This window comes from Bradyrhizobium sp. 154, assembly GCF_023073875.1.
Taxonomy (GTDB): domain Bacteria; phylum Pseudomonadota; class Alphaproteobacteria; order Rhizobiales; family Xanthobacteraceae; genus Bradyrhizobium.
Genome location: NZ_JADPKG010000024.1, coordinates 97,386 through 117,505 on the forward strand (window position 1 = coordinate 97,386; position 20,120 = coordinate 117,505).

General features: G+C 63.3%; 16 protein-coding genes. 11 read left to right on the plus strand and 5 right to left on the minus strand.

Annotated features, from left to right (window positions below):
- Positions 1-108: 108 nt before the first annotated feature.
- The 4 genes from pimC to IVA92_RS04115 form a co-directional block, all read right to left on the minus strand.
- Positions 109-1,299 carry a pimeloyl-CoA dehydrogenase large subunit gene (gene pimC, locus IVA92_RS04100; protein WP_247277866.1) on the minus strand — a complete coding sequence of 397 codons (1,191 nt, stop codon included), beginning with the start codon at positions 1,297-1,299 and terminating at the stop codon, positions 109-111.
- Positions 1,300-1,351: 52 nt separating this feature from the next.
- The gene (locus IVA92_RS04105; protein WP_247277867.1) at positions 1,352-2,539 is read right to left on the minus strand and encodes an acetyl-CoA C-acyltransferase; all 1,188 of its coding nucleotides are present in this window, start codon (positions 2,537-2,539) and stop codon (positions 1,352-1,354) included.
- Positions 2,536-4,218: a dicarboxylate--CoA ligase PimA gene (gene pimA / locus IVA92_RS04110; protein ID WP_247277868.1), complete on the minus strand. Its 1,683-nt coding sequence runs from the start codon at positions 4,216-4,218 to the stop codon at positions 2,536-2,538. Before pimA ends, IVA92_RS04105 begins: the two co-directional genes overlap by 4 nt.
- 125 nt (positions 4,219-4,343) lie before the next feature.
- Positions 4,344-6,440, minus strand: a complete 2,097-nt coding sequence (locus IVA92_RS04115) for a 3-hydroxyacyl-CoA dehydrogenase NAD-binding domain-containing protein (protein ID WP_247277869.1) — start codon at positions 6,438-6,440, stop codon at positions 4,344-4,346.
- A 128-nt stretch (positions 6,441-6,568) separates the two neighbouring features.
- Between IVA92_RS04115 and IVA92_RS04120 the strand changes: the two genes are divergently transcribed.
- The 10 genes from IVA92_RS04120 (at position 6,569) to IVA92_RS04165 (ending at position 18,124) form a co-directional block, all read left to right on the plus strand.
- Entirely contained in the window at positions 6,569-7,435 is an 867-nt protein-coding gene (locus IVA92_RS04120; protein WP_247277870.1) for an IclR family transcriptional regulator, read from the plus strand.
- A 66-nt stretch (positions 7,436-7,501) separates the two neighbouring features.
- Entirely contained in the window at positions 7,502-8,299 is a 798-nt protein-coding gene (locus tag IVA92_RS04125) for an ABC transporter ATP-binding protein (protein WP_247277871.1), read from the plus strand.
- A complete protein-coding gene (locus IVA92_RS04130; protein WP_247277872.1) occupies positions 8,296-9,009 on the plus strand; it encodes an ABC transporter ATP-binding protein in 714 nt (237 codons plus the stop codon). Before IVA92_RS04125 ends, IVA92_RS04130 begins: the two co-directional genes overlap by 4 nt.
- A 218-nt stretch (positions 9,010-9,227) precedes the next feature.
- The gene (locus tag IVA92_RS04135) at positions 9,228-10,106 is read left to right on the plus strand and encodes a branched-chain amino acid ABC transporter permease (RefSeq protein ID WP_247277873.1); all 879 of its coding nucleotides are present in this window, start codon (positions 9,228-9,230) and stop codon (positions 10,104-10,106) included.
- A 2-nt stretch (positions 10,107-10,108) separates the two neighbouring features.
- On the plus strand, positions 10,109-11,125 hold the full coding sequence (locus IVA92_RS04140; protein ID WP_247277874.1) for a branched-chain amino acid ABC transporter permease: 1,017 nt from the start codon (positions 10,109-10,111) through the stop codon (positions 11,123-11,125).
- Positions 11,126-11,167: 42 nt separating this feature from the next.
- Positions 11,168-12,403 (plus strand): ABC transporter substrate-binding protein, encoded by a 1,236-nt coding sequence (locus IVA92_RS04145; RefSeq protein ID WP_247277875.1) that lies wholly within the window; start codon positions 11,168-11,170, stop codon positions 12,401-12,403.
- A 122-nt stretch (positions 12,404-12,525) separates the two neighbouring features.
- Entirely contained in the window at positions 12,526-13,752 is a 1,227-nt protein-coding gene (locus IVA92_RS04150; protein WP_247277876.1) for an ABC transporter substrate-binding protein, read from the plus strand.
- 256 nt (positions 13,753-14,008) lie between these two features.
- Positions 14,009-15,238, plus strand: coding sequence for an ABC transporter substrate-binding protein (locus IVA92_RS04155; RefSeq protein WP_247277877.1), 1,230 nt, complete (start codon positions 14,009-14,011; stop codon positions 15,236-15,238).
- 176 nt (positions 15,239-15,414) lie between these two features.
- A complete protein-coding gene (locus tag IVA92_RS04160) occupies positions 15,415-16,644 on the plus strand; it encodes an ABC transporter substrate-binding protein (RefSeq protein WP_247277878.1) in 1,230 nt (409 codons plus the stop codon).
- 196 nt (positions 16,645-16,840) lie between these two features.
- Positions 16,841-18,124 carry a glycerate kinase gene (locus tag IVA92_RS04165; protein ID WP_247277879.1) on the plus strand — a complete coding sequence of 428 codons (1,284 nt, stop codon included), beginning with the start codon at positions 16,841-16,843 and terminating at the stop codon, positions 18,122-18,124.
- Between the two features lie 256 nt (positions 18,125-18,380).
- Here the strand turns inward: IVA92_RS04165 and IVA92_RS04170 are convergent, their stop codons facing one another.
- Positions 18,381-18,902, minus strand: a complete 522-nt coding sequence (locus IVA92_RS04170; protein WP_247277880.1) for a MarR family transcriptional regulator — start codon at positions 18,900-18,902, stop codon at positions 18,381-18,383.
- A 177-nt stretch (positions 18,903-19,079) separates the two neighbouring features.
- On the opposite strand from IVA92_RS04170, the gene IVA92_RS04175 reads away from it, so the two are divergent.
- A complete protein-coding gene (locus IVA92_RS04175) occupies positions 19,080-20,120 on the plus strand; it encodes a branched-chain amino acid ABC transporter permease (protein WP_247277881.1) in 1,041 nt (346 codons plus the stop codon).

Here is a 20,120-nt window from a genome sequence, read left to right on the forward strand (position 1 = left end):
ATTAATGCTTCGTCATTCCGGGACACGCGCGGAAGCGCGTGGACCCGGAAATCCAGAGTTTGTGGCGCGAGATTCCGGGTTCGCGCTGACGCGCGCCCCGGAATGACGCTAAAGCCCCAGCACCGCCTTGGCGATGATGTTGCGCTGGATCTCGTTGGAGCCGCCGTAGATCGAGACCTTGCGGTTGTTGAAATAGCTCGGTGCGATCTGGGCGGTCCAGTCCATGGCTTCGTTGGAGCCGTCGTCGCCGTGCACGTCGTAAGGCGCGGCGAACGGACCGATCACTTCCATCAACAGCTCGGTGGTGGTCTGCTGGATCTCGGAGCCCTTGATCTTTAGCACGGACGAAGCCGGATTGGGCTTGCCCTTGCCGTGCTTGCCTTCGTCGGCGACGACGCGAAGCTGGGTCAGCTCCAGCGCCTTCAGCTCGATCTCGCAGGCCGCGAGCTTCTCGCGGAAGGCGGGATCCTGGATGATCGGCTTGCCGCCGGACTCGACCTTCGACGCCAGATCCTTGATGCGGCGGATGCGCTCCTTGGAGACGCCGACGCGGGCAATGCCGGTGCGCTCATTGCCGAGCAGGAATTTGGCGTAGTCCCAGCCCTTGTTCTCCTCGCCGATCAGGTTCTCGTAGGGAACCTCGACGTCGTCGAAGAAGACCTCGTTGACCTCGGCGCCGCCGTCGATGGTCTGGATCGGACGCACGGTGACGCCTTTCGACTTCATCGAGAACACGATGAAGGAGATGCCCATCTGCTTCTTGGCGGCGGGATCGGTGCGGCAGAGGCAGAAGATCATGTCGGCGTGCTGGGCCAGCGTGGTCCAGGTCTTCTGGCCGTTGATGATCCATTTGTCGCCCTTGCGCTCGGCTTTCGTCTTCAGCGAGGCGAGGTCGGAGCCGGAGCCGGGCTCCGAAAATCCCTGGCACCACCAATCGTCGACATTGGCGATGCGCGGCAGGTACTTCTTCTTCTGCTCCTCGTTGCCGAAGGTGTAGATGACCGGGCCGACCATGCTGACGCCGAAGGCGAGCGGCTGCGGCGCTGGATAGGACTGCAGCTCCTCGTTGAAGATGTAGTGCTGCACGCTTGTCCACCCCGTGCCGCCATATTCCTTCGGCCAGTGGCTGACGCCCCAGCCCTTCTTGTTGAGGATGCGCCACCATGTCACCATCTCGTCCTTCGAGAGGTGGCGGCCCTCGACCAGCTTGCGCCGCGTATCCGGCGGCACGTTGTCGCGCAAGAACTGCCGCACTTCCTCGCGAAACGCCTGCTCTTCTTTCGTGAATGCGAGATCCATCGGATCCTCCTGTGAGCTTCGTCATCCTGGCGAAAGCCAGGACGACGGTGAACTATTGCAACACCTCAAAAAGTCCCGCCGCGCCCATGCCGCCGCCGACGCACATGGTGACGACCGCGTACTTCGCCTTGCGGCGGCGGCCTTCGATCAGAGCGTGGCCGGTGAGGCGCGCGCCCGACATGCCGTAGGGATGGCCGACCGAGATCGCGCCGCCATTGACGTTGATCTTGTCGGGGTCGATGCCGAGCTTGTCGCGGCAATACAGCACCTGCACCGCGAAGGCCTCGTTGAGCTCCCACAGGCCGATGTCGTCAACCGTGAGATTGTGACGCTTGAGCAGGCGCGGCACGGCGAAAACCGGGCCGATACCCATCTCGTCCGGCTCGCAGCCGGCGGAGACGAAGCCGCGGAAGATGCCGAGCGGCTTGAGGCCGCGCTTGGCCGCTTCCTTGTCGCTCATGATGACGGAGGCGCTGGCGCCGTCGGAAAGCTGGCTGGCATTGCCGGCGGTGATGGTGAAACCGTCACCGCGCACCGGCTTGAGGCCGGCGAGGCCTTCAGCGGTGGTCTCCGGACGCGGACCTTCGTCCTGCGACAGCGTGACTTCTTTCATCGAGACCGTACCGGTCGCCTTGTCGGTAACCGCCATCTGCGTGGTGATCGGCGCGAGTTCGTCCTTGAACTTGCCGCCCTGCTGCGCGGCCGCGGTGCGGCGCTGGCTCTCCAGCGAATATTCGTCCTGGCGTTCGCGCGAGATGCCGTAGCGCGTGGCGACGACCTCGGCCGTGTCGATCATGGGCATGTAGACCTCGCCCTTGATCTTGAGCAGCGCCGGATCCTGGGCGTGGAAGCCGTTCATCTTGTCGTTCTGCACGAGGCTGATCGACTCGCCGCCGCCGCCGACCGCGATCTCGACGCCGTCGAAGATCACCGAGCGCGCGGCGAGCGCGATCGCCTGCAGGCCCGAAGCGCATTGCCGGTCGATGGTGGTGCCGGCGACGGTGACGGGAAGGCCGGCGCGCAGCAGCGCCTTGCGCGCGATGTTGCCGCCGGTCGCGCCCTGCTGGAGGGCTGCACCCATCACGACGTCCTCGACCTCCTTGGGATCGACCTTGGCGCGGGCGACGGCCTCGCCGATGGCGTGGCCGAGCAGGGTCGCGCCCTCGGTGGCGTTGAGCGCGCCGCGATAGGCCTTGCCGATCGGCGTGCGGGCGGTGGAAACGATAACGGCGTCGGTCAAGAACGACCTCCTGATGCGGTTTTGATGGATTGTGACGATTTCTGCTGCTGGCGCAATTCGTGGCGCGACAATTTTCCGACCGGCGTGCGCGGCAGATCGTCGACGAACTCGACTGCGGCCGGCAATTCATGCTTGCCGAGCTTGCCAGCGAGCTGGGTGCGCAGCTCGTCGAGCGAGAACGGTTTTGCCTCCGGCTTCAGCTTGATAAAGGCCTTGGCGGCCTCGCCACGATAGGGATCGGGAATGCCGAGCACGATCACCTCGTGCACACCGGGGACGGTGTAGATCGCCTGCTCGATCATCTGCGGATAGACGTTGAAGCCGCCGGAGATGATCATGTCCTTCTTGCGATCGACCAGGAAGAAATAGCCGTCCTGATCCATGTAGCCGATGTCGCCGGTGAGGAAACGGCCGTCGACGAAGGCCTCCGCGGACCCCTCCGGCTTGTTCCAATAACCCTTCGTGACGTTCGGGCCCTTGATGCGGATCTCGCCGACCTCGCCCGGCGGCAGCACGCGTCTCGGATCGTCCAGCGCGACCACGTCGAGCTCGATGCCGGGCAGCATCAGACCGATCGAACCGGGCTTGTCGGGGCCAACAGGCGGATGACCGGTGCCGGGCGAGCAGGTCTCGGTCATGCCCCAGCCGCTGCGCAGCTTCTTGCCGACCTTGCGCTCGAAGAAGCTCGCGATCTCCACCGGCAGCGGTGCACCGCCAGAGCCGATGGTGGCAAGCGAGGAGAAGTCGCGCTTGTCGAGGTCGGGCAGCGCCGCAATCGCGATCCACATCGTCGGCACGCCCGGAAAGTACGTCGCGCGCTTGATCTCAATGTCGCGCATCACCGCTTCGACATCGAAGCGCTGATGCAGCGAAATCAGATTGCCGCGGCGAAGCGAGGACAAGAGCACGACGGTGAGGGCATAGATGTGAAACAGCGGCAGCACGCAGATCACGCGCTCGACGACATCGCCGCGCGCGGCGCGCGCCGGCTTGCCCCAGACGTCGTAGATCGACACCGCCGCGGTGAGGTTGCCGTGCGTCAGCATCGCACCCTTGGGCAGGCCGGTCGTGCCGCCGGTATATTGCAGCAGCGCGACGTCATCGGCCGTCACGTTCGGCCACTCGGCCGGCGCGGCCGCGCCTTCGACGAAGGCTTCGAACGTGACGATACGGGGATCATCGGGGATCGCCGCCTGCGGCGTGCCGACCTTGCCCCAATCGTCGTCCTCGCAGACGACGAGGCGATCGATCAGCCCCTTCTCCAGAAATTTCAGCGCGGTCGGCAGCAGCGCGGCAAGGTTGGAGGTGACGAGCAGGCGCGAGCCGGAATCGGCGACCTTGTGGGTCAGCGCGATCTCGCCGTCGAGCGGCGACAGATGCGCGACGCGGGCGCCGGCCTTGAGCGCACCGAAGAAATTGACGGGATGATCGGGCGTGTTGCCGAGGAACAGTGCGACCGAGCTGTTCCTGCCACAGCCGGCGCGCAGGAAGGCCGCGGCGGCACGCTCGGCCATCGCGGCAAGCGCGCTATAAGTGATGGGTCGGTCGCGAAACTCGATCGCGGTGCGCGCGCCGTAATCGGCGGCGGCCTGCGACAGCAGGTCGGGCAGCGTACCCTGGACGATGGTGTCGTCCCAATGCACGCCCTCGGGATAAAACTGTTCGCCGGGATGGGTCATTAAGGTCTCAAGTCCAACAAAGCGTCATTCCGGGCCGATGCGAAGCATCGAACCCGGAATCTTGAGGTTCCGGGTTCGCCCTGCGGGCGCCCCGGAATGACTGAGAATTGGAGCGCGAAGCTCCATCAAGCCGCCTTCGACGCAGCCGCCAGCGACGCGAACGTCTTGCCCTCATCCGCGAGCTTCTTCAGGAGCGGCGCGGGCTCAAGGCTCGGGTCGTTGGTCTCTTTGGCGTAGAACGACAAGCGGTCGGCGATGTGCTTGAGGCCGACGCTGTCGGCCCAGAACATCGGGCCGCCGCGGTAGATCGGCCAGCCATAGCCGTAGAGCCAGACCACGTCGATGTCGGAGGGGCGTACCGCAATGCCCTCTTCGAGGATCTTCGCGCCCTCGTTGATCATCGGATACATCATGCGCTCGAGGATCTCCTCGTCGCTGACGACACGCTTCTTGCGGCCGAGACGGGCCAGTGTCTCGTCGATCAGCTTCTCGACCTCGGGATCGGGCAGCGGCGCGCGGCTGCCGCCTTCATACTTGTAGTAGCCCTTGCCGGTCTTCTGGCCGAAGCGGCCGGCTTCGCAGAGCGCATCCGCGATCTCCGACTTGATGCCGCGATCTTTCCGCGAGCGCCAGCCGATGTCGAGGCCGGCGAGATCGCCCATCGCGAACGGTCCCATCGGCATGCCGAACTTGGTCACGACGGCATCGACCTGCTGCGGCAAAGCGCCTTCGAACAGCAGCTTCTCGGACTGCTTGCCGCGCTGCGCCAGCATGCGGTTGCCGACGAAGCCGTCGCACACGCCGACCACGGCCGGCACCTTTGCGATCTTGCGTGCGATATTGACAGCGGTGACCAGCGCATCGGGCGCGGTCTTCTCGGCGCGCACGATCTCGCACAGCTTCATGACGTTGGCCGGCGAGAAGAAGTGCATCCCGAGAACGTCCTGCGGACGCTTGGTCGACTTCGCGATCTCGTCGATGTTGAGATACGAGGTGTTGGAGGCGAGCACCGCGCCGGGCTTGGCGAACTGGTCGAGCTTGCCGAACACTTCCTTCTTCACCGCCATGGTCTCGAACACGGCCTCGATGACGAGGTCGGCATCGCCGACGTTCTCGATCCCGACCTTGCCGTTGATCAGCGCCATGCGCTTGGCAGGCGCATCGGCCGGGATGCCGCCGCGTGCCGCGGTCGCTTCCCAGTTCTTTTGCATGACGCCCATGCCGCGCTTGAGCTGCTCTTCCCCGGTCTCAATCAGGGTGACGGGAATGCCCGCATTGGCAAACGACATCGCAATGCCGCCGCCCATGGTACCGGCGCCGAGGATGGCGACACGGTTGACCGGGCGCGGCTTGGTGCCTTCAGGGATCCCCGCGATCTTGGCGGCTTCGCGCTCGGCGAAAAAGGCATAGCGCTGCGCCTTGGACTGGTCGCTGGCGACGAGCTTGAGGAAGCCTTCGCGCTCCTTCTTTAGGCCCTCGTCGAACGGCAGGTCGATGGCGTAGCCGACGGCGTCGGCCGCTGCGAACGGCGCTTCCAGGCCGCGCGACTTCTTGGTCATGGCCGCGACCGCATTGGTGAAGATGGAACGATCGGCCTTGGCGGCCGCGAGCTTGGAATCGTCATCGCGCAGGCGCCGCAGCGGACGCTTCTCGGCCAGCAGCTTGCGGACGAAGGCTTCGCCGCCCGACGCCGGGCCCTCGATGATCTCCTCGATCAACCCGTTCTTCAGCGCCTCCGCTGCGCCAATGGGATCGCCGCCGACGATCATCTTGACCGCGAGCTCGGGACCGACCGCGCGCGGCAGGCGCTGGGTGCCGCCCGCGCCCGGCAACAGGCCGAGCTTCACCTCGGGCAGGCCGAGCTTGGCCTCTTTCACCGCGACGCGGTAATGACAGGCGAGCGCGACCTCGAGGCCACCGCCGAGCGCGGTGCCATGGATCGCGGCGACGATCGGCTTCGGCGAGTTCTCGATCTCGGACAGCACGTCGTTGAGGGCGGGCGGCTTCGGCGGCTTGCCGAATTCGGTGATGTCGGCACCCGCAATGAAGGTGCGGCCGGCACAGGTCAGCACGATGCCCTTGATGCCGGGATCGGCGATTGCAGCCTTGACGCACTCCAAAATGCCGCTGCGGACCGCGGCACTCAGCGCATTGACTGGAGGGCTGTCGACCGTGACGATGCCGACTTCGTCATGACGCTCAAGCTTGACCACTTCGCTCACGGTGTCCCTCCTTGGTGGGATTAACTTTGTTCGATTTCGCGCTGCGGAATTTAATTCCGCATCTTGACGGCAGGGTTATTTTGAAGCACGGACGTTGTCAACGACTCCGCGCAAGAAGCAGATCAGGGATGAAGCGTACAGGAAAGAAGACTGCGACCGACCGGAATTTCGTCGTCGCGCTTTCCCGCGGACTGGACGTATTGCGCGCATTCGAACCCAATGACGGCCTTCTCGGCAATCAGGAGATCGCGGCGCGGACAAATCTGCCGAAGCCGACCGTGTCACGCCTGACCTACACCTTGACGAAGCTCGGTTATCTTGCGCCGGTTCCCCGCTTCGAGAAGTACCAGCTCACACCGGCCGCGATGTCGCTTGGCTATGCGGCGCTCGCCAATCTCGGTGTTCGGCATTTGTCCGAACCGTTCCGCGAGGAAGTGATGCGCGCGACCGGCGGCGCGGTCGCCGTCGGCGGCCGCGACCGCCACAGCATGATCTATTTCGGGCAGAGCCGGGGCAGCGAGACCGTCGGCGTTCAACTTGACGTCGGCTCCCGCGTGCCGATTGCAACCAGCGCGATGGGTCGCGCCTATTTCTGGGCGCTCGATGCCGACGATCGCGCAGAACTGTCGCGTCTGCTGCGCGAGCATTACGGCAGCCGCTGGCCGAAGATGCGCGACGGGTTGGAACGCTCCGGCGAGACCGTGGCGAAATATGGCTTTGCGATTTCCGTCGGCGACTGGCACGACGACATCGGTGCCGCCGGCGTCGCGCTCAAGCTCAACGACGGAACCGGACCCTACGCATTCAATTGCGGCGCGCCCGCATTCCGTTTCACGGAAGAGCGTTTGATCAACGACATTGGACCGCGTCTGCTTGCGATGGTAAGGAACATCGAAGCGGCACTCGGGGGTCTGATGCCGCATTCAAAAAAAGACGTCAGCAAAAAGCTGAAATCAGGAGGAAAAGTTGCGCGTGTGGCCGAGGGATTCAGATAGCCTTTGTCATCACCGGGAGCGGTTCGCATCGCCCCTTCGCCCACTGATCGGTGTGGGCGAGACGAGATGACGCAGGCACAGCTCGCGCAGGGGACATCGCCCCTGCTCGCGGTTCGCGACGTCAGCGTCGTGTTCGGCGGCATCATCGCGCTCAACGGCGTGTCCTTCGACATGCACAAGGGGCAGATCCTGGGATTGATCGGCCCGAACGGCGCCGGCAAGACCACGCTCTTCAACTGCCTGTCGCGGCTCTACCAGCCGTCGTCCGGCGACATCCTGATGGAGGGCGTCAGCATCCTGTCGCGGCCGCCGCACCGGATCGCCGAGATCGGCATTGGCCGCACCTTCCAGAACGTGGCGCTGTTTCCGAACCTTTCGGTGATGGACAATGTCCGTGTCGGCGCCCATTCAAAGACCTCCAGCGACATCATCAGCGACTCCCTGAGATTGGCCTGGGTCCGGCGCAGCGAGACCAGCGTCAACAACAAGGTGCACGAAATCCTCGCTTATCTCGATCTTGAGGACGTTGCCCACACCGTGGTTTCCGGCCTGCCCTTCGGCACGCAGAAGCGCGTCGAGCTGGCGCGCGCGCTGGCGGCGGACCCGAAGATCCTGCTGCTCGACGAGCCCGCCGGCGGCCTCAATCACGAGGAAGTCCATGTGCTCGGCGACCTCATCCGTCGCATCCGCGACGATCGCCACATGACCGTGCTCCTGGTCGAGCACCACATGGGTCTCGTGATGTCGATCGCCGACCACGTCGTCGCGCTCAATTTCGGCAAGAAGCTCGCGGAAGGCACGCCCGCCCAGGTGCAGGCGGACCCCGACGTCATCAAGGCCTATCTCGGGAGCAAGGACCAATGACGACGCTGCTCAACGTCAAGGACCTGCGTGCCTATTACGGCCAGGTCCAGGCGCTCCATGGCCTGTCCTTCTCGCTGAACGAAGGCTCGCTCGTGACGCTGTTAGGGGCCAACGGCGCCGGCAAGACCACGACGCTGCGCGCGATCTGCAACATGGTGCGCTCGACCGGCGGCATCGAGTTCGACGGCAAGCCGCTGAACAACCGCTCCACCGAGAGCATCGTGCGGTTCGGCATTGCCCATGTGCCGCAGGGCCGCGGCACCTTCACCAACATGACGGTGGAGGAGAACCTCCAGCTCGGCGCCATCACCCGCAAGGACAGCGCCGGCATCGTCTCCGACATCGAGCGCATGTACGCGCATTTCCCGGTGCTGAAGCAGCGGCACACCCAGCAGGCCGGCACGCTCTCCGGCGGCGAACAGCAGATGCTCGCGGTCGCCCGCGCGCTGATGCTGCGGCCGCGGCTGATGCTGCTGGACGAGCCCTCCTTCGGTCTCGCGCCGCTCGTGGTGCGCGATTTGTTCGGCATCCTCGGCAAGATCAACCGCGAGGACAAAGTGTCGATCCTGGTGGTCGAGCAGAACGCCCAGCTCGCGCTCGAACTCGCCGACCAGGCCTATGTGATCGAGACCGGCCGCATCGTGATGTCGGGCAAAGCGAAAGACATCGCGAACAACGAAGAAATCCGCAAATCCTATCTGGGTTACTGAGGGAGCGGATGATGGCAACAATGTATCGCTCTGGGTACACCTCTCCCCAACGGAGAGAGGTCGGATTGCGAAGCAATCCGGATGAGGGGGCGCAGCTTCCCCGAAAGACCTTAACCCTTCACCCGCGCCAACCGCGCGACCTCTCCCAACGGGAGAGGTGGAGCTTTGATGCCGCAGCATCTCAATCCAAATTGAGCAAGCTTTAAGGAGCCGGGACGATGGAGCTTTTTACCAACCAGGTCCTGGCCGGCATCGCCACCGGTGCCATCTATGCCTGCATGGCGCTGGCCGTTGTCATGATCTACCAGGCCATCGACCATCTCAACTTCGCGCAAGGCGAGATGGCGATGTTCTCGACGTTCATCTCCTGGCAACTGATGCAATGGGGCGTGCCCTATTGGGGTGCCTTTCTGATCACGCTGATCTTCTCGTTCATCGGCGGCATCGCGATCGAACGCATCCTGTTCAAGCCTCTGGCGAAGGCGCCGGTGCTGACCAACGTCGCCGGCTTCATCGCGCTGTTCGCGATCATCAACTCCTCGGCCGGCCTGATTTGGGACTTCACGATCAAGCAGTACCCGACCCCGTTCGGCTCCGCCCCGTTCCTCGGCAGCCAGCTGATCTCGACCCACCAGGCCGGCATGATCGGCGTCACCGTGCTGCTGCTGCTGGGGCTCTATTTCTTCTTCCAGTACACGCGGATCGGCCTTGCCATGCGCGCTGCCGCCTCGGTGCCTGAATCGGCGCGCCTCGTCGGCATCAACACCTCCTGGATGATCGCACTGGGCTGGGGCATGGCCTCGGCGATCGGCTCGATCGCCGGCATGCTGATCGCCCCGGTCGTGTTCCTGGAGCCCAACATGATGGGCGGCGTGCTGATCTACGGCTTCGCCGCGGCGGTGCTCGGCGGGCTGACCAGCCCGTTCGGCGCCGTGGTCGGCGGCTTCCTGGTCGGTGTCTTCGAGAATCTCGCCGGCACCTACATTCCCGGCGTCGGCAACGAGCTAAAGCTTCCGATCGCGCTCGCGCTGATCATCTCCGTCCTGGTCGTCAAACCCGCTGGCCTGTTCGGCCGGCACATCGTCAAGCGAGTTTGATCATGAGCGCAGTTGAAGATGTCGTAACGGAAGCCCCTGCCGTCGAGGCCGTTCCGAAACGGGCCATGACGCTGGGCACCGGCACCTCGCTGGTGGTGCTCGCGGCGTTGCTCATCGCGCCCGTCTTCGTCAAGAACTTCATCATCTTCCAGATGACGATGCTCCTGATCTACGGACTTGCGGTGCTGGCACTGAACATCCTGACCGGCGGCTCGGGCCAGTTCTCGCTCGGCCAGAGCGCGTTCTACGCCGTCGGCGCCTACACGACCGCAGTGCTGATGGAGCACTTCAACGTCAATTATGCGCAGACCTTGCCGATTGCCGGCGTGGTCTGCTTCGCCTTCGGCTTCCTGTTCGGGCAGCCGGCGCTGCGGCTTTCCGGGGTCTATCTCGCGCTCGCAACCTTCGCGCTCGCGACCGCGATGCCGCAGCTTCTGAAGCTGAACTTCCTCGAGCACTGGACCGGCGGCGTGCAGGGCCTCGTCGTCACCAAGCCGGACGCGCCGTTCGGCCTGCCGATGTCGCAGGACATGTGGCTGTACTACTTCACGCTCGTGGTCACGATCGCGATCTACATCTTCGCGGTGAACCTGTTGCGCTCCCGCTCGGGCCGCGCCTTCATGGCGATCCGCGACAACGAGATCGCGGCCTCCGCCATGGGCGTGGACGTCGCGCTCTACAAAACGCTGGCCTTCGGCGTCTCCGCGGCCATCACCGGTATCGCCGGCTCACTCGGCGCCATCGCCGTGCAGTTCGTGGCGCCCGACAGCTACACCATCACGCTCGCGATCTCGCTGTTCCTCGGCATGGTCGTCGGCGGCGTCGGCTGGCTGCCCGGCTCGATCGTCGGCGCGGCCTTCATCATCTTCGTGCCGAACATCGCGGAGGGCATCTCCAAGGGCCTCTCAGGCGCGGTATTCGGCGTGCTCCTGTTCCTCGTCATCTACCTCGTGCCGCATGGCGCAAGGCAGGTCGCGATTCTGGGCCAGCAACTCGCCGGCAAGCTCAGAAAGAACTGAATCCCTCTCGTCAAGCCTGTCGTTTTAACCAAGGAGAACGAATTGCATTTTGGAAGAACACTGCGAGCCGCCGCGCTGGTCACGGCAACGGCGGCCATTGCCCTCACCTCCGGCGCTGCACTCGCCCAAAAGAAATACGACACCGGCGCGTCCGATACCGAGATCAAGATCGGCAATATTATGCCGTACAGCGGTCCGGCGTCGGCCTATGGCATCATCGGCAAGACCGAAGAAGCCTATTTCAGGATGATCAACGACAAGGGCGGCATCAACGGCCGCAAGATCAACTTCGTCACCTATGACGACGGCTATTCGCCGCCGAAGGCTGTCGAGCAGGTGCGCAAGCTGGTCGAGAGCGACGAGGTGCTGGTGGTTTTCAATCCGCTCGGCACGCCCTCGAACACGGCGATCCAGAAATATCTCAACGCCAAGAAGATCCCGCAACTGTTCGTCGCAACCGGCGCCACCAAGTGGAACGATCCGAAGAACTTCCCCTGGACCATGGGCTGGCAGCCCTCCTACCAGAGCGAAGCGCAGATCTACGCGAAATGGCTGATGAAGGAGAAGCCGGACGCCAAGGTCGCGATCCTGTACCAGAACGACGATTTCGGCAAAGACTACCTCAAGGGCACCAAGGACGGACTCGGCGCCAAGGCCTCGTCCATGATCATCATGGAAGAGAGCTACGAGGTCTCCGAGCCGTCGATCGACGGCCATATCGTCAAGATCAAGGCCGCCAATCCCGACGTGCTGCTGATCTACACCACGCCGAAGTTCGCAGCCCAGACCATCAAGAAGACCGCCGAGCTCAGCTGGAAGCCGCTCCAGATCCTCACCAACGTGTCGATCTCGGTCGGCAGCGTGATGAAGCCGGCCGGCTTCGAGAATGCCCAGGGCGTGCTGTCTGCCGCCTATGCCAAGGATTCGACCGATCCGCAGTGGGCCAACGATCCCGGCATGAAGAAGTGGAACGAGTTCGTCGACAAGTACATGCCGGGCGCCGACAAGTCGGACACCAGCATGGTCTATGGCTATGGCGCAGCGTCGACACTGGCCAAGGTGCTGGAAATGTGCGGCGACGATCTGACCCGCGCCAACATCATGAAGCAGGCGGCATCGTTGAAGGACTTTGCTCCGGACACGCTGCTGCCCGGTGTCAAGATCAATACCAGCGCTACCGACTTCGCCCCGATTTCGCAGCTTCAGATGCAGCGGTTCAAGGGTGAGAAGTGGGAACTGTTCGGCGAGATCATCAGCGGCGACGTCGCCTCCGAGTGACACGCTGACGCGATAGCCGAGCCCTAAAGAGAGCCCCCGCGAACGATCGCGGGGGCTTTTTGTTGACGGAAGACGCCAATCTTGTTCAATGCGGCGCCGATCCAGCTCGGGGTGGGAGAACCATGACCGCCGTTCGTTTTCAGGTTGCGGCCCTGTCGGCCGCGCTCGCATTGTGCACTGCAATGAGCAGCGAGGCGCTGGCGCAAAAGAAATACGACACGGGCGCGTCCGACACCGAGATCAAGATCGGCAACATCATGCCCTATGGCGGCCCCGCCTCCGCCTATGCCGCAATCGGCAAGACCGAGGAGGCCTATTTCAACAAGATCAATGCGGAGGGTGGCATCAACGGCCGCAAGATCAAGTTCATCTCCTATGACGACGCCTATTCGCCGCCGAAGACGGTGGAGCAGGCGCGCAAGCTGGTCGAGAACGACGGCGTGCTGCTGATCTTCGGCTCGCTCGGTACCTCCACCAACAGTGCAATCCGCAAATACATGAACGAGAAAAAGGTGCCGCAATTGTTCGTGGCGAGCGGCGCCTCGAAGTGGAACGATCCCAAGCAATATCCATGGACCATGGGCTGGCAGCCGAGCTACACGAGCGAAGCGCGGATCTACGCCAAGTACATCATGAAAGAGAAGCCGGACGGAAAGATAGGCGTGCTCTATCAGAACGACGATTTCGGCAAGGACTATCTGAAGGGCCTGAAGGAAGGGCTCGGCAGCAAGGCCTCGATGATCGTGCTGGAAGAGGCCTATGACACGTCGGACCCGACGGTCGACGAGCACGTCGTGAAACTGAAGGCTGCCGGCGCCGACATCTTCATCAGCATCACCAGCCCGAAATTCGCCGCGCAGGGGATCAAGAAGGCGGCGGAGATCAATTGGCATCCAATGCAGATCATCTCCAACGTTTCGGCCTCGGTCGGCGGCGTGCTGGAGCCGGCAGGCCTCGAGATCTCGCAAGGCGTCCTGTCGGCGAGCTACACCAAGGACGGCTCCGACCCGCAATGGAACGCCGATGACGGCATGAAGAAGTTCTACAACTTCCTCGCCCAGTACAACCCGAAGGCCAACAAGCTGGATGCCGGCGTGGTGTTCGGCTATGCCGCCGCGCAGACCATGGTGAAGGTGCTGCAAATGTGCGGCGACGATCTCACCCGCGAGAACGTCATGAAGCAGGCCGCAAGCCTGAAGGATTTCGAACCCGATACGCTGCTGCCCGGCATCAAGATCAACACCGCGCCGGACGATTTCGCCCCGATCGAGCAGCTCCAGATGATGCGCTTCAAGGGCAAGAAGTGGGAGCTGTTCGGCGATATCCTCTCCAGCGAGATCGGACACTGAGCGCTGTAGCGCGGCAATTCAAAATAGCCTGTGCTTTCCAAAACAACCTGTGCGCAGCTGATTGACGGCGCATCCCATCTCGCGCGCCGGAATATTTCGCATCCCCTCAAAAAAAGAGCGCCCCGCTGCGACAGCTCCGGCGGGGCGTTCTCTTGCTGGCCGCCCGGGAAGGGTATTCAATGTGTGCCGAAGCGACGCGCAACGATCGCTTCCAATCAAGAACACGGCACATTCAAACCTACCTAGGGAGATCAAGATGCCTGCAATGCATGTGCGATTGGGGGCCTTCTCGGCTGCCCTCGTGCTGGCTGCAACCCTGTCCACGACAGCGTCCGCGCAGAAGAAATACGACACCGGTGCATCCGACACCGAAATCAAGATCGGCAACATTATGCCCTACAGCGGACCAGCCTCCGCCTACGGTGTGATTGGCAAGACCGAGGAAGCTTTTTTTCGCAAGATCAACGCCGAAGGCGGCATCAACGGCCGCAAGATCAACTTCATCACCTATGACGACGGCTACTCGCCGCCGAAGACGGTGGAGCAGGCGCGCAAGCTGGTCGAGAGCGACGAGGTGCTGCTCATCTTCAACTCGCTCGGCACGCCGCCGAACTCGGCGATCCAGAAATACATGAACCAGAAGAAGGTGCCTCAACTCTTCGTCGCTACCGGCGCCACCAAGTGGAACGATCCGCAGAACTTTCCCTGGACGATGGGCTGGCAGCCGAACTACCAGAGCGAGACCATCATCTACGCCAAATACATCCTGAAGAACAAACCGGACGCCAAGATCGCGGTGCTCTATCAGAACGACGATTACGGCAAGGACTATCTGAAGGGCTTCAAGGACGGGCTGGGCGCCAAGGCGGCTTCGATGATCGTCATCGAGGACAGCTATGAGGTTTCCGAGCCGACCATCGACTCGCACATCGTGAGACTGAAAGCCTCGGGCGCCGACGTCTTCATGAACATCACCACGCCGAAATTCGCGGCGCAGGCGATCAAGAAGAACGCCGAGCTCGGCTGGAAGCCGCTGCATTTCCTCAACAACGTCTCGGGCTCGATCGGCAGCGTGATCAAGCCGGCCGGCTTCGAGAACGCGCAGGACATCATCTCGTCGCAATATTTCAAGGACCCGACCGACGCGCAATGGAAGAGCGACCCGGCGATGATCGCCTGGAACGAGTTCCTGGACAAGTACTATCCGGAAGCGAACCGCGCCGACGCCTCAGTCATGTATGCCTACATCGTGAGCCAGGGCCTCGTTCACGTGCTCAAGGCCTGCGGTGACAATCTGACCCGCGAAAACGTCATGAAGCAGGCCGCCAGCATCAAGGACTATGAGCCGGGTGGCCTGTTGCCGGGCATCAAGGTTAACACCTCGCCCACCGATTTCGCACCCCTCTCGCAGCTGCAACTGATCCGCTTCAAGGGCGAGCATTGGGAGCGATTTGGCGAGATCCTGAGCGGCGACGTCGGCGGCTAACCTTAACCAGTCGCCAAAGATGTAACTCCAATCGACTAAAGACGAAGCCTCTGCGGCCTTGCCGCAGGGGCTTTTCCTTGAAGCTCTCGGACAAATCGTATTGAATTGCGGCAGCGTCGCCAAAACAATCAAGCCAAGAAGAAGGACGCGCACACCAAGAAAATAGGGAGATAGGAATGCCCGCTGTCACCGGCAAATTTGCGGCCGCGTCACTGGCGCTCGCGCTCATTGCGACCTCGGCCTCCACTGCATCGGCCCAGAAAAAATACGATACCGGCGCGACCGACACCGAGATCAAGATCGGCAACATCATGCCCTACAGCGGACCGGCCTCCGCCTATGGCATCATCGGGCGGACCGAAGCCGCCTATTTCAAGAAGATCAATGACGAGGGCGGCATCAACGGCCGCAAGATCAATTTCATCAGCTATGACGACGCCTATTCACCGCCAAAGACGGTGGAGCAGGCGCGCAAGCTGGTCGAGAGCGACGAGGTGTTGCTCATCTTCAACTCGCTCGGCACGCCGCCGAACTCGGCGATCCAGAAATACATGAACTCGAAGAAGGTGCCACAGCTGTTCGTCGCCACCGGCGCCACCAAGTGGAACGATCCGCAGAACTTCCCCTGGACGATGGGCTGGCAGCCAAATTACCAGAGCGAGACGCAGATCTACGCGAAGTACATCCTGAAGGAGATGCCGAACGCGAAGATTGCCGTTCTGTTTCAGAACGACGATTACGGCAAGGACTATCTCAAGGGCCTGAAGGACGGGCTTGGTTCGAAGGCCACGAACATGATCGTAGCCGAGGAAAGCTACGAGACGTCGGAACCGACCATTGACAATCACATCGTCAAGCTGAAGGCGACGGGCGCCGATGTCTTCGTCAACATCACCACGCCGAAATTTGCGGCGCAGGCCATCAAGAAGAACGCCGAGATCGGCTGGAAACCGACCCACTTCCTCAACAACGTCTCGGCCTCGGTCGGAAGCGTGATCAAGCCGGCAGGCTTCGAAAACGCGCAGGGTATCATCTCGGCGGCCTATCTGAAGGACACCACAGACACGCAATGGGCCAACGACGCCGGGATGAAAGCATTTCTTGATTTCATGACGAAATACTTCCCCGAAGGCGACAAGACCGACGGCGGCACCATCGTCGGCTACGGCGTTGCGCAGACGCTGGTCCAGGTCCTGAAGAACTGCGGCGACGAGCTGACGCGCGCGAATGTCATGAAACAGGCGGCCAGCCTGAAGGACTTCCGCACCGAGGTGCTGCTGCCGGGCATCAAGATCAACACCTCGCCGACCGATTTCGCGCCGATCAGTTCGCTGCAGCTGCAGCGCTTCAAGGGCGAGCGCTGGGAGCTGTTCGGCGACGTGATCAACGCTGAAGCCGGCGGCTAGCCCTCTGAAACAGATGACGAGAACACCCCTGCGCGGCTCGCGCAGGGGTTTTTGCTTGCGCGCCGATTATGATCACGCGATTGCATAATCGAATGATGGCAGTGCCCGCTTACGCTTTGGCGCCCGATGCGGTAGGCAGGGGAGCGGCGGTATCGCCGCCATCGCTTCGCCCGAGACCCTGCCCAAGGCCTTCGTCATGACCGACCGCCGTCCCCTGCTCCGCGCACTCTACGACGCTGCCGTTGCTGCCGCCCATCCCAACGTCGTGCTGGCGCCGCACCTGCGGCCGGCGCCCAACGGACGGGTGATCTGCCTCGCCGCCGGCAAGGGCGCAGGCGCCATGGCCGCGGCCGCGGAGCGGCACTATCTCGACACCTTGAAGCTCGCGCCGGAGCGCCTCGTCGGCATCGCCACCACGCGCCATGGCTATGGCGTGCCGACGCGCCGCATCCGAGTGGTCGAGGCCGGCCATCCCGTGCCTGACGAGGCTGGCCTCAAAGGCGCGGCCGACACGCTCGCGCTCGCGGACGAGGCCGGGCCGGACGATCTGCTCCTGGTGCTACTCACCGGCGGCGGCTCGGCGAACTGGATCGCGCCGGTGGACGGCATCAGCTTCGCGCAGAAGCAGGCGGTCAACAAGGCGCTGCTGCGCTCGGGCGCGCCGATCGGCGAGATGAATACGGTCAGGAAACATCTGTCGCGGATCAAGGGCGGCCGGCTGGCGCGTGCCGGCAAAAATGCCGCCGAGATCGTCACGCTGGCGATCTCCGACGTGCCGCACGACGACCCTTCCGCGATCGCCTCCGGCCCGACCGTGCCGGATCCGACCACGCTTTCAGATGCACGAGCGATCGTGGCGAAATACAAGCTCGACATCGACGACGCCGTGCGCCGCGCGCTCGACGATCCCGCCAATGAAAGCTGCAAGCCCGGTGACGCCGCCTTCGCGCGCGCGCATTTCGAGCTGATCGCGCGGCCCAAGCAGTCGCTCGACGCGGCCGTGAGGCTGGCGCGCGAGTCCGGTTACGAGACCATCGACCTCGGCGCCGATCTCGAAGGCGAGGCCCGCGAGGTCGCTGCCGATCATGCCAAGCTCGCGCTGCAAGCGCGCGCGCAAGGCAAGCGCGTCGCGATCCTCTCCGGCGGTGAGCTTACGGTGACCGTGCGCGGCCACGGGCGCGGCGGACCGAACCAGGAATACGCGCTGGCGCTCGCGGGCCTCTTAAAGGACGCGGCTGGCATCTCGGCGCTGGCCGGCGACACCGACGGCGCCGATGGCGGCGCCGGCCATCCCACCGACCCCGCCGGCGCGCTGATCGACGCGGCCACGTTCGCCAAGATGAAGGCGCAGGGGCTTAAGCCAGAAGCCTATCTCGACAACAACGACGCGACCACGTTCTTCGAGGCGACCGGCGATCTGCTACAGCCCGGCCCGACGCTGACCAATGTGAACGATATCCGCGTGATCCTGGTGGATTGAGGTCGCTCTCCACACTGCGCTGTCATTCCCCGCCACCGGGTCTCGCCTTCGGCGAATCCAGTACGCCGCGGCTTCTCGATTTAGCCGCGCCGGCTCTGGAATGCTGGATCGCCCGGTCCCGGCTACGCTAAAGCTTCGCCGGGCTCCTCGGTGTTGGGCCGGCGAAGCGTTAGCGAAGACGGCAAGCCGGGGCGATGACAGCGGAGAATGTGGCTTGGGCTTGCCACGAGACGGCTCGGTACGCGGCCCCGCCCCCTCAAAACTCGTTGGCGATTTTCGCGAGCATCGCGAGCAGGGTTTCGCGGTTGGCCTGCCCGAGCAGGTCGTTCAGCCGCGCCTCGTGCTTGGTGGCAACGAGCTTCTTGGCGCGGGTCAGCACGGCCTTGCCCTTGTCGGTCAGGACCAGGATATGCGAGCGGCGGTCGTTGGTGGAGCGGATCCGCGCGCAAAGGTCGCGGCTTTCGAGATTGTCGAGCATCGCCACGAAGTTCGGCCGGAGAATGCCGAGGGTGGAGGCGATCTCGGTCTGGTTACGGCCCGGATTCTTCTCGACCAGCAGCAGCACCGAGAATTGCGCCGGCGTGAGCTGGAGCGTGGCCATGCAACGCAAAAAATTCTCGAACACCTTGAGCTGTGCCCGCTTCAAGACGTAGCCAAGCTGCTCCGAGAGCTCGCCGAGCTGGAGCGCCTCGGGCTGAGCCTCGGCCGCGTCCTTGCGGCCCTTGGCCATGTCGGCCGGCTTTTCGGAGGACTTTTCAGCAGTTTTGGAAACGGTCATCGCCTCTTGCTCGTAATCCCGCTAAATTCGGCCCGATCGCCCGCGCCACGCTTGAGATTATATTTGATAATTGTTATGGACCATATCAAATATCGCCAGCGTTTTTCAATGGCTGTGAGCGGACCGTCCACCACAATGGGGGGACCGGTCCGTAATCTTTAGGGGGAGCGTCCGGTCTTGAATACCACCATCATGCTGTTCCTGGTGCAGGACGGCATCACTAATGGCGCGATCTATGCGCTGCTCGGCCTGGCGCTGGTGCTGGTGTTCGCCGTCACCCGCGTCATCCTCATTCCCCAGGGCGAATTCGTCACCTATGGCGCGCTGACCTATGCCTCGCTGGCGGCGGGCCAGATGCCGGGCACGGCAAAACTCGCGCTGGCGCTGGGCATCGGCGCCTTCGTCTTCGATCTGTTCGTGGCGCGCAAGGCGCTGCACGGGCGGCTGATCCTGCGCAGCATCGTTGCCAACATCGTGCTGCCGGCGATCGTGCTGGCGCTGACCGTTTACTTCGCCGCCCAGAAACCGCCGGTGGCAATCTGCATCGCGCTATCGCTGGTGATCGTGGCGATGATCGGCCTGTATCTTTACCGGATCGCCTTCCAACCGCTGGCGCACACCTCCGTGCTGGTGCTGCTGATCGCATCGGTGGGCGTACACCTCGCGCTCCAGGGGCTGGGCCTTTTGTTCTTCGGCGCCGAAGGCCAGCGCGGACCGGCGGTGCTGTCCGGCGCCTTCACCGCGGGCGCGCTGCGCTTCACCGGCCAGAGCATCACCGTCTACGCCATCACCATTGCCTTCATCATCGGTCTCTGGCTGTTCTTCGGGCTGACACTCTACGGCAAGGCGCTGCGCGCCACCGCCGTCAACCGGTTAGGGGCACGGCTCGCCGGCATCCGCACCACGCTGTCAGGGCAGATCGCCTTCCTGCTGGCGTCCGTCATCGGCGCGCTGTCGGGCATCCTGATCGTGCCGATCACGACGCTCTACTACGACTCCGGCTTCCTGATCGGCCTGAAGGGCTTCGTCGCCGCGATCATCGGCGGCCTCGTCAGCTACCCCTTGACGGCCGTCGCGGCGCTGGTCGTCGGCATCGTCGAGGCGTTCTCGTCCTTCTATGCTTCCAACTACAAGGAGGTGATCGTTTTCATGCTCTTGATCCCGGTGCTGCTGCTGCGCTCGCTCGCCGCGCCCGCGGTCGAGGAAGAGAAGGACTGA

Bases quoted from the DNA above. Each gene is read 5' to 3' on its own strand.
- IVA92_RS04170 (WP_247277880.1), bottom strand. From the start codon at position 18,902: ATGACCGTTTCCAAAACTGCTGAAAAGTCCTCCGAAAAGCCGGCCGAC.
- pimC (WP_247277866.1), bottom strand. From the start codon at position 1,299: ATGGATCTCGCATTCACGAAAGAAGAGCAGGCGTTTCGCGAGGAAGTG.
- IVA92_RS04135 (WP_247277873.1), top strand. From the start codon at position 9,228: ATGGAGCTTTTTACCAACCAGGTCCTGGCCGGCATCGCCACCGGTGCC.
- IVA92_RS04155 (WP_247277877.1), top strand. From the start codon at position 14,009: ATGCCTGCAATGCATGTGCGATTGGGGGCCTTCTCGGCTGCCCTCGTG.
- IVA92_RS04130 (WP_247277872.1), top strand. From the start codon at position 8,296: ATGACGACGCTGCTCAACGTCAAGGACCTGCGTGCCTATTACGGCCAG.
- IVA92_RS04150 (WP_247277876.1), top strand. From the start codon at position 12,526: ATGACCGCCGTTCGTTTTCAGGTTGCGGCCCTGTCGGCCGCGCTCGCA.
- IVA92_RS04165 (WP_247277879.1), top strand. From the start codon at position 16,841: ATGACCGACCGCCGTCCCCTGCTCCGCGCACTCTACGACGCTGCCGTT.
- IVA92_RS04160 (WP_247277878.1), top strand. From the start codon at position 15,415: ATGCCCGCTGTCACCGGCAAATTTGCGGCCGCGTCACTGGCGCTCGCG.
- pimA (WP_247277868.1), bottom strand. From the start codon at position 4,218: ATGACCCATCCCGGCGAACAGTTTTATCCCGAGGGCGTGCATTGGGAC.
- IVA92_RS04120 (WP_247277870.1), top strand. From the start codon at position 6,569: ATGAAGCGTACAGGAAAGAAGACTGCGACCGACCGGAATTTCGTCGTC.
- IVA92_RS04125 (WP_247277871.1), top strand. From the start codon at position 7,502: ATGACGCAGGCACAGCTCGCGCAGGGGACATCGCCCCTGCTCGCGGTT.
- IVA92_RS04140 (WP_247277874.1), top strand. From the start codon at position 10,109: ATGAGCGCAGTTGAAGATGTCGTAACGGAAGCCCCTGCCGTCGAGGCC.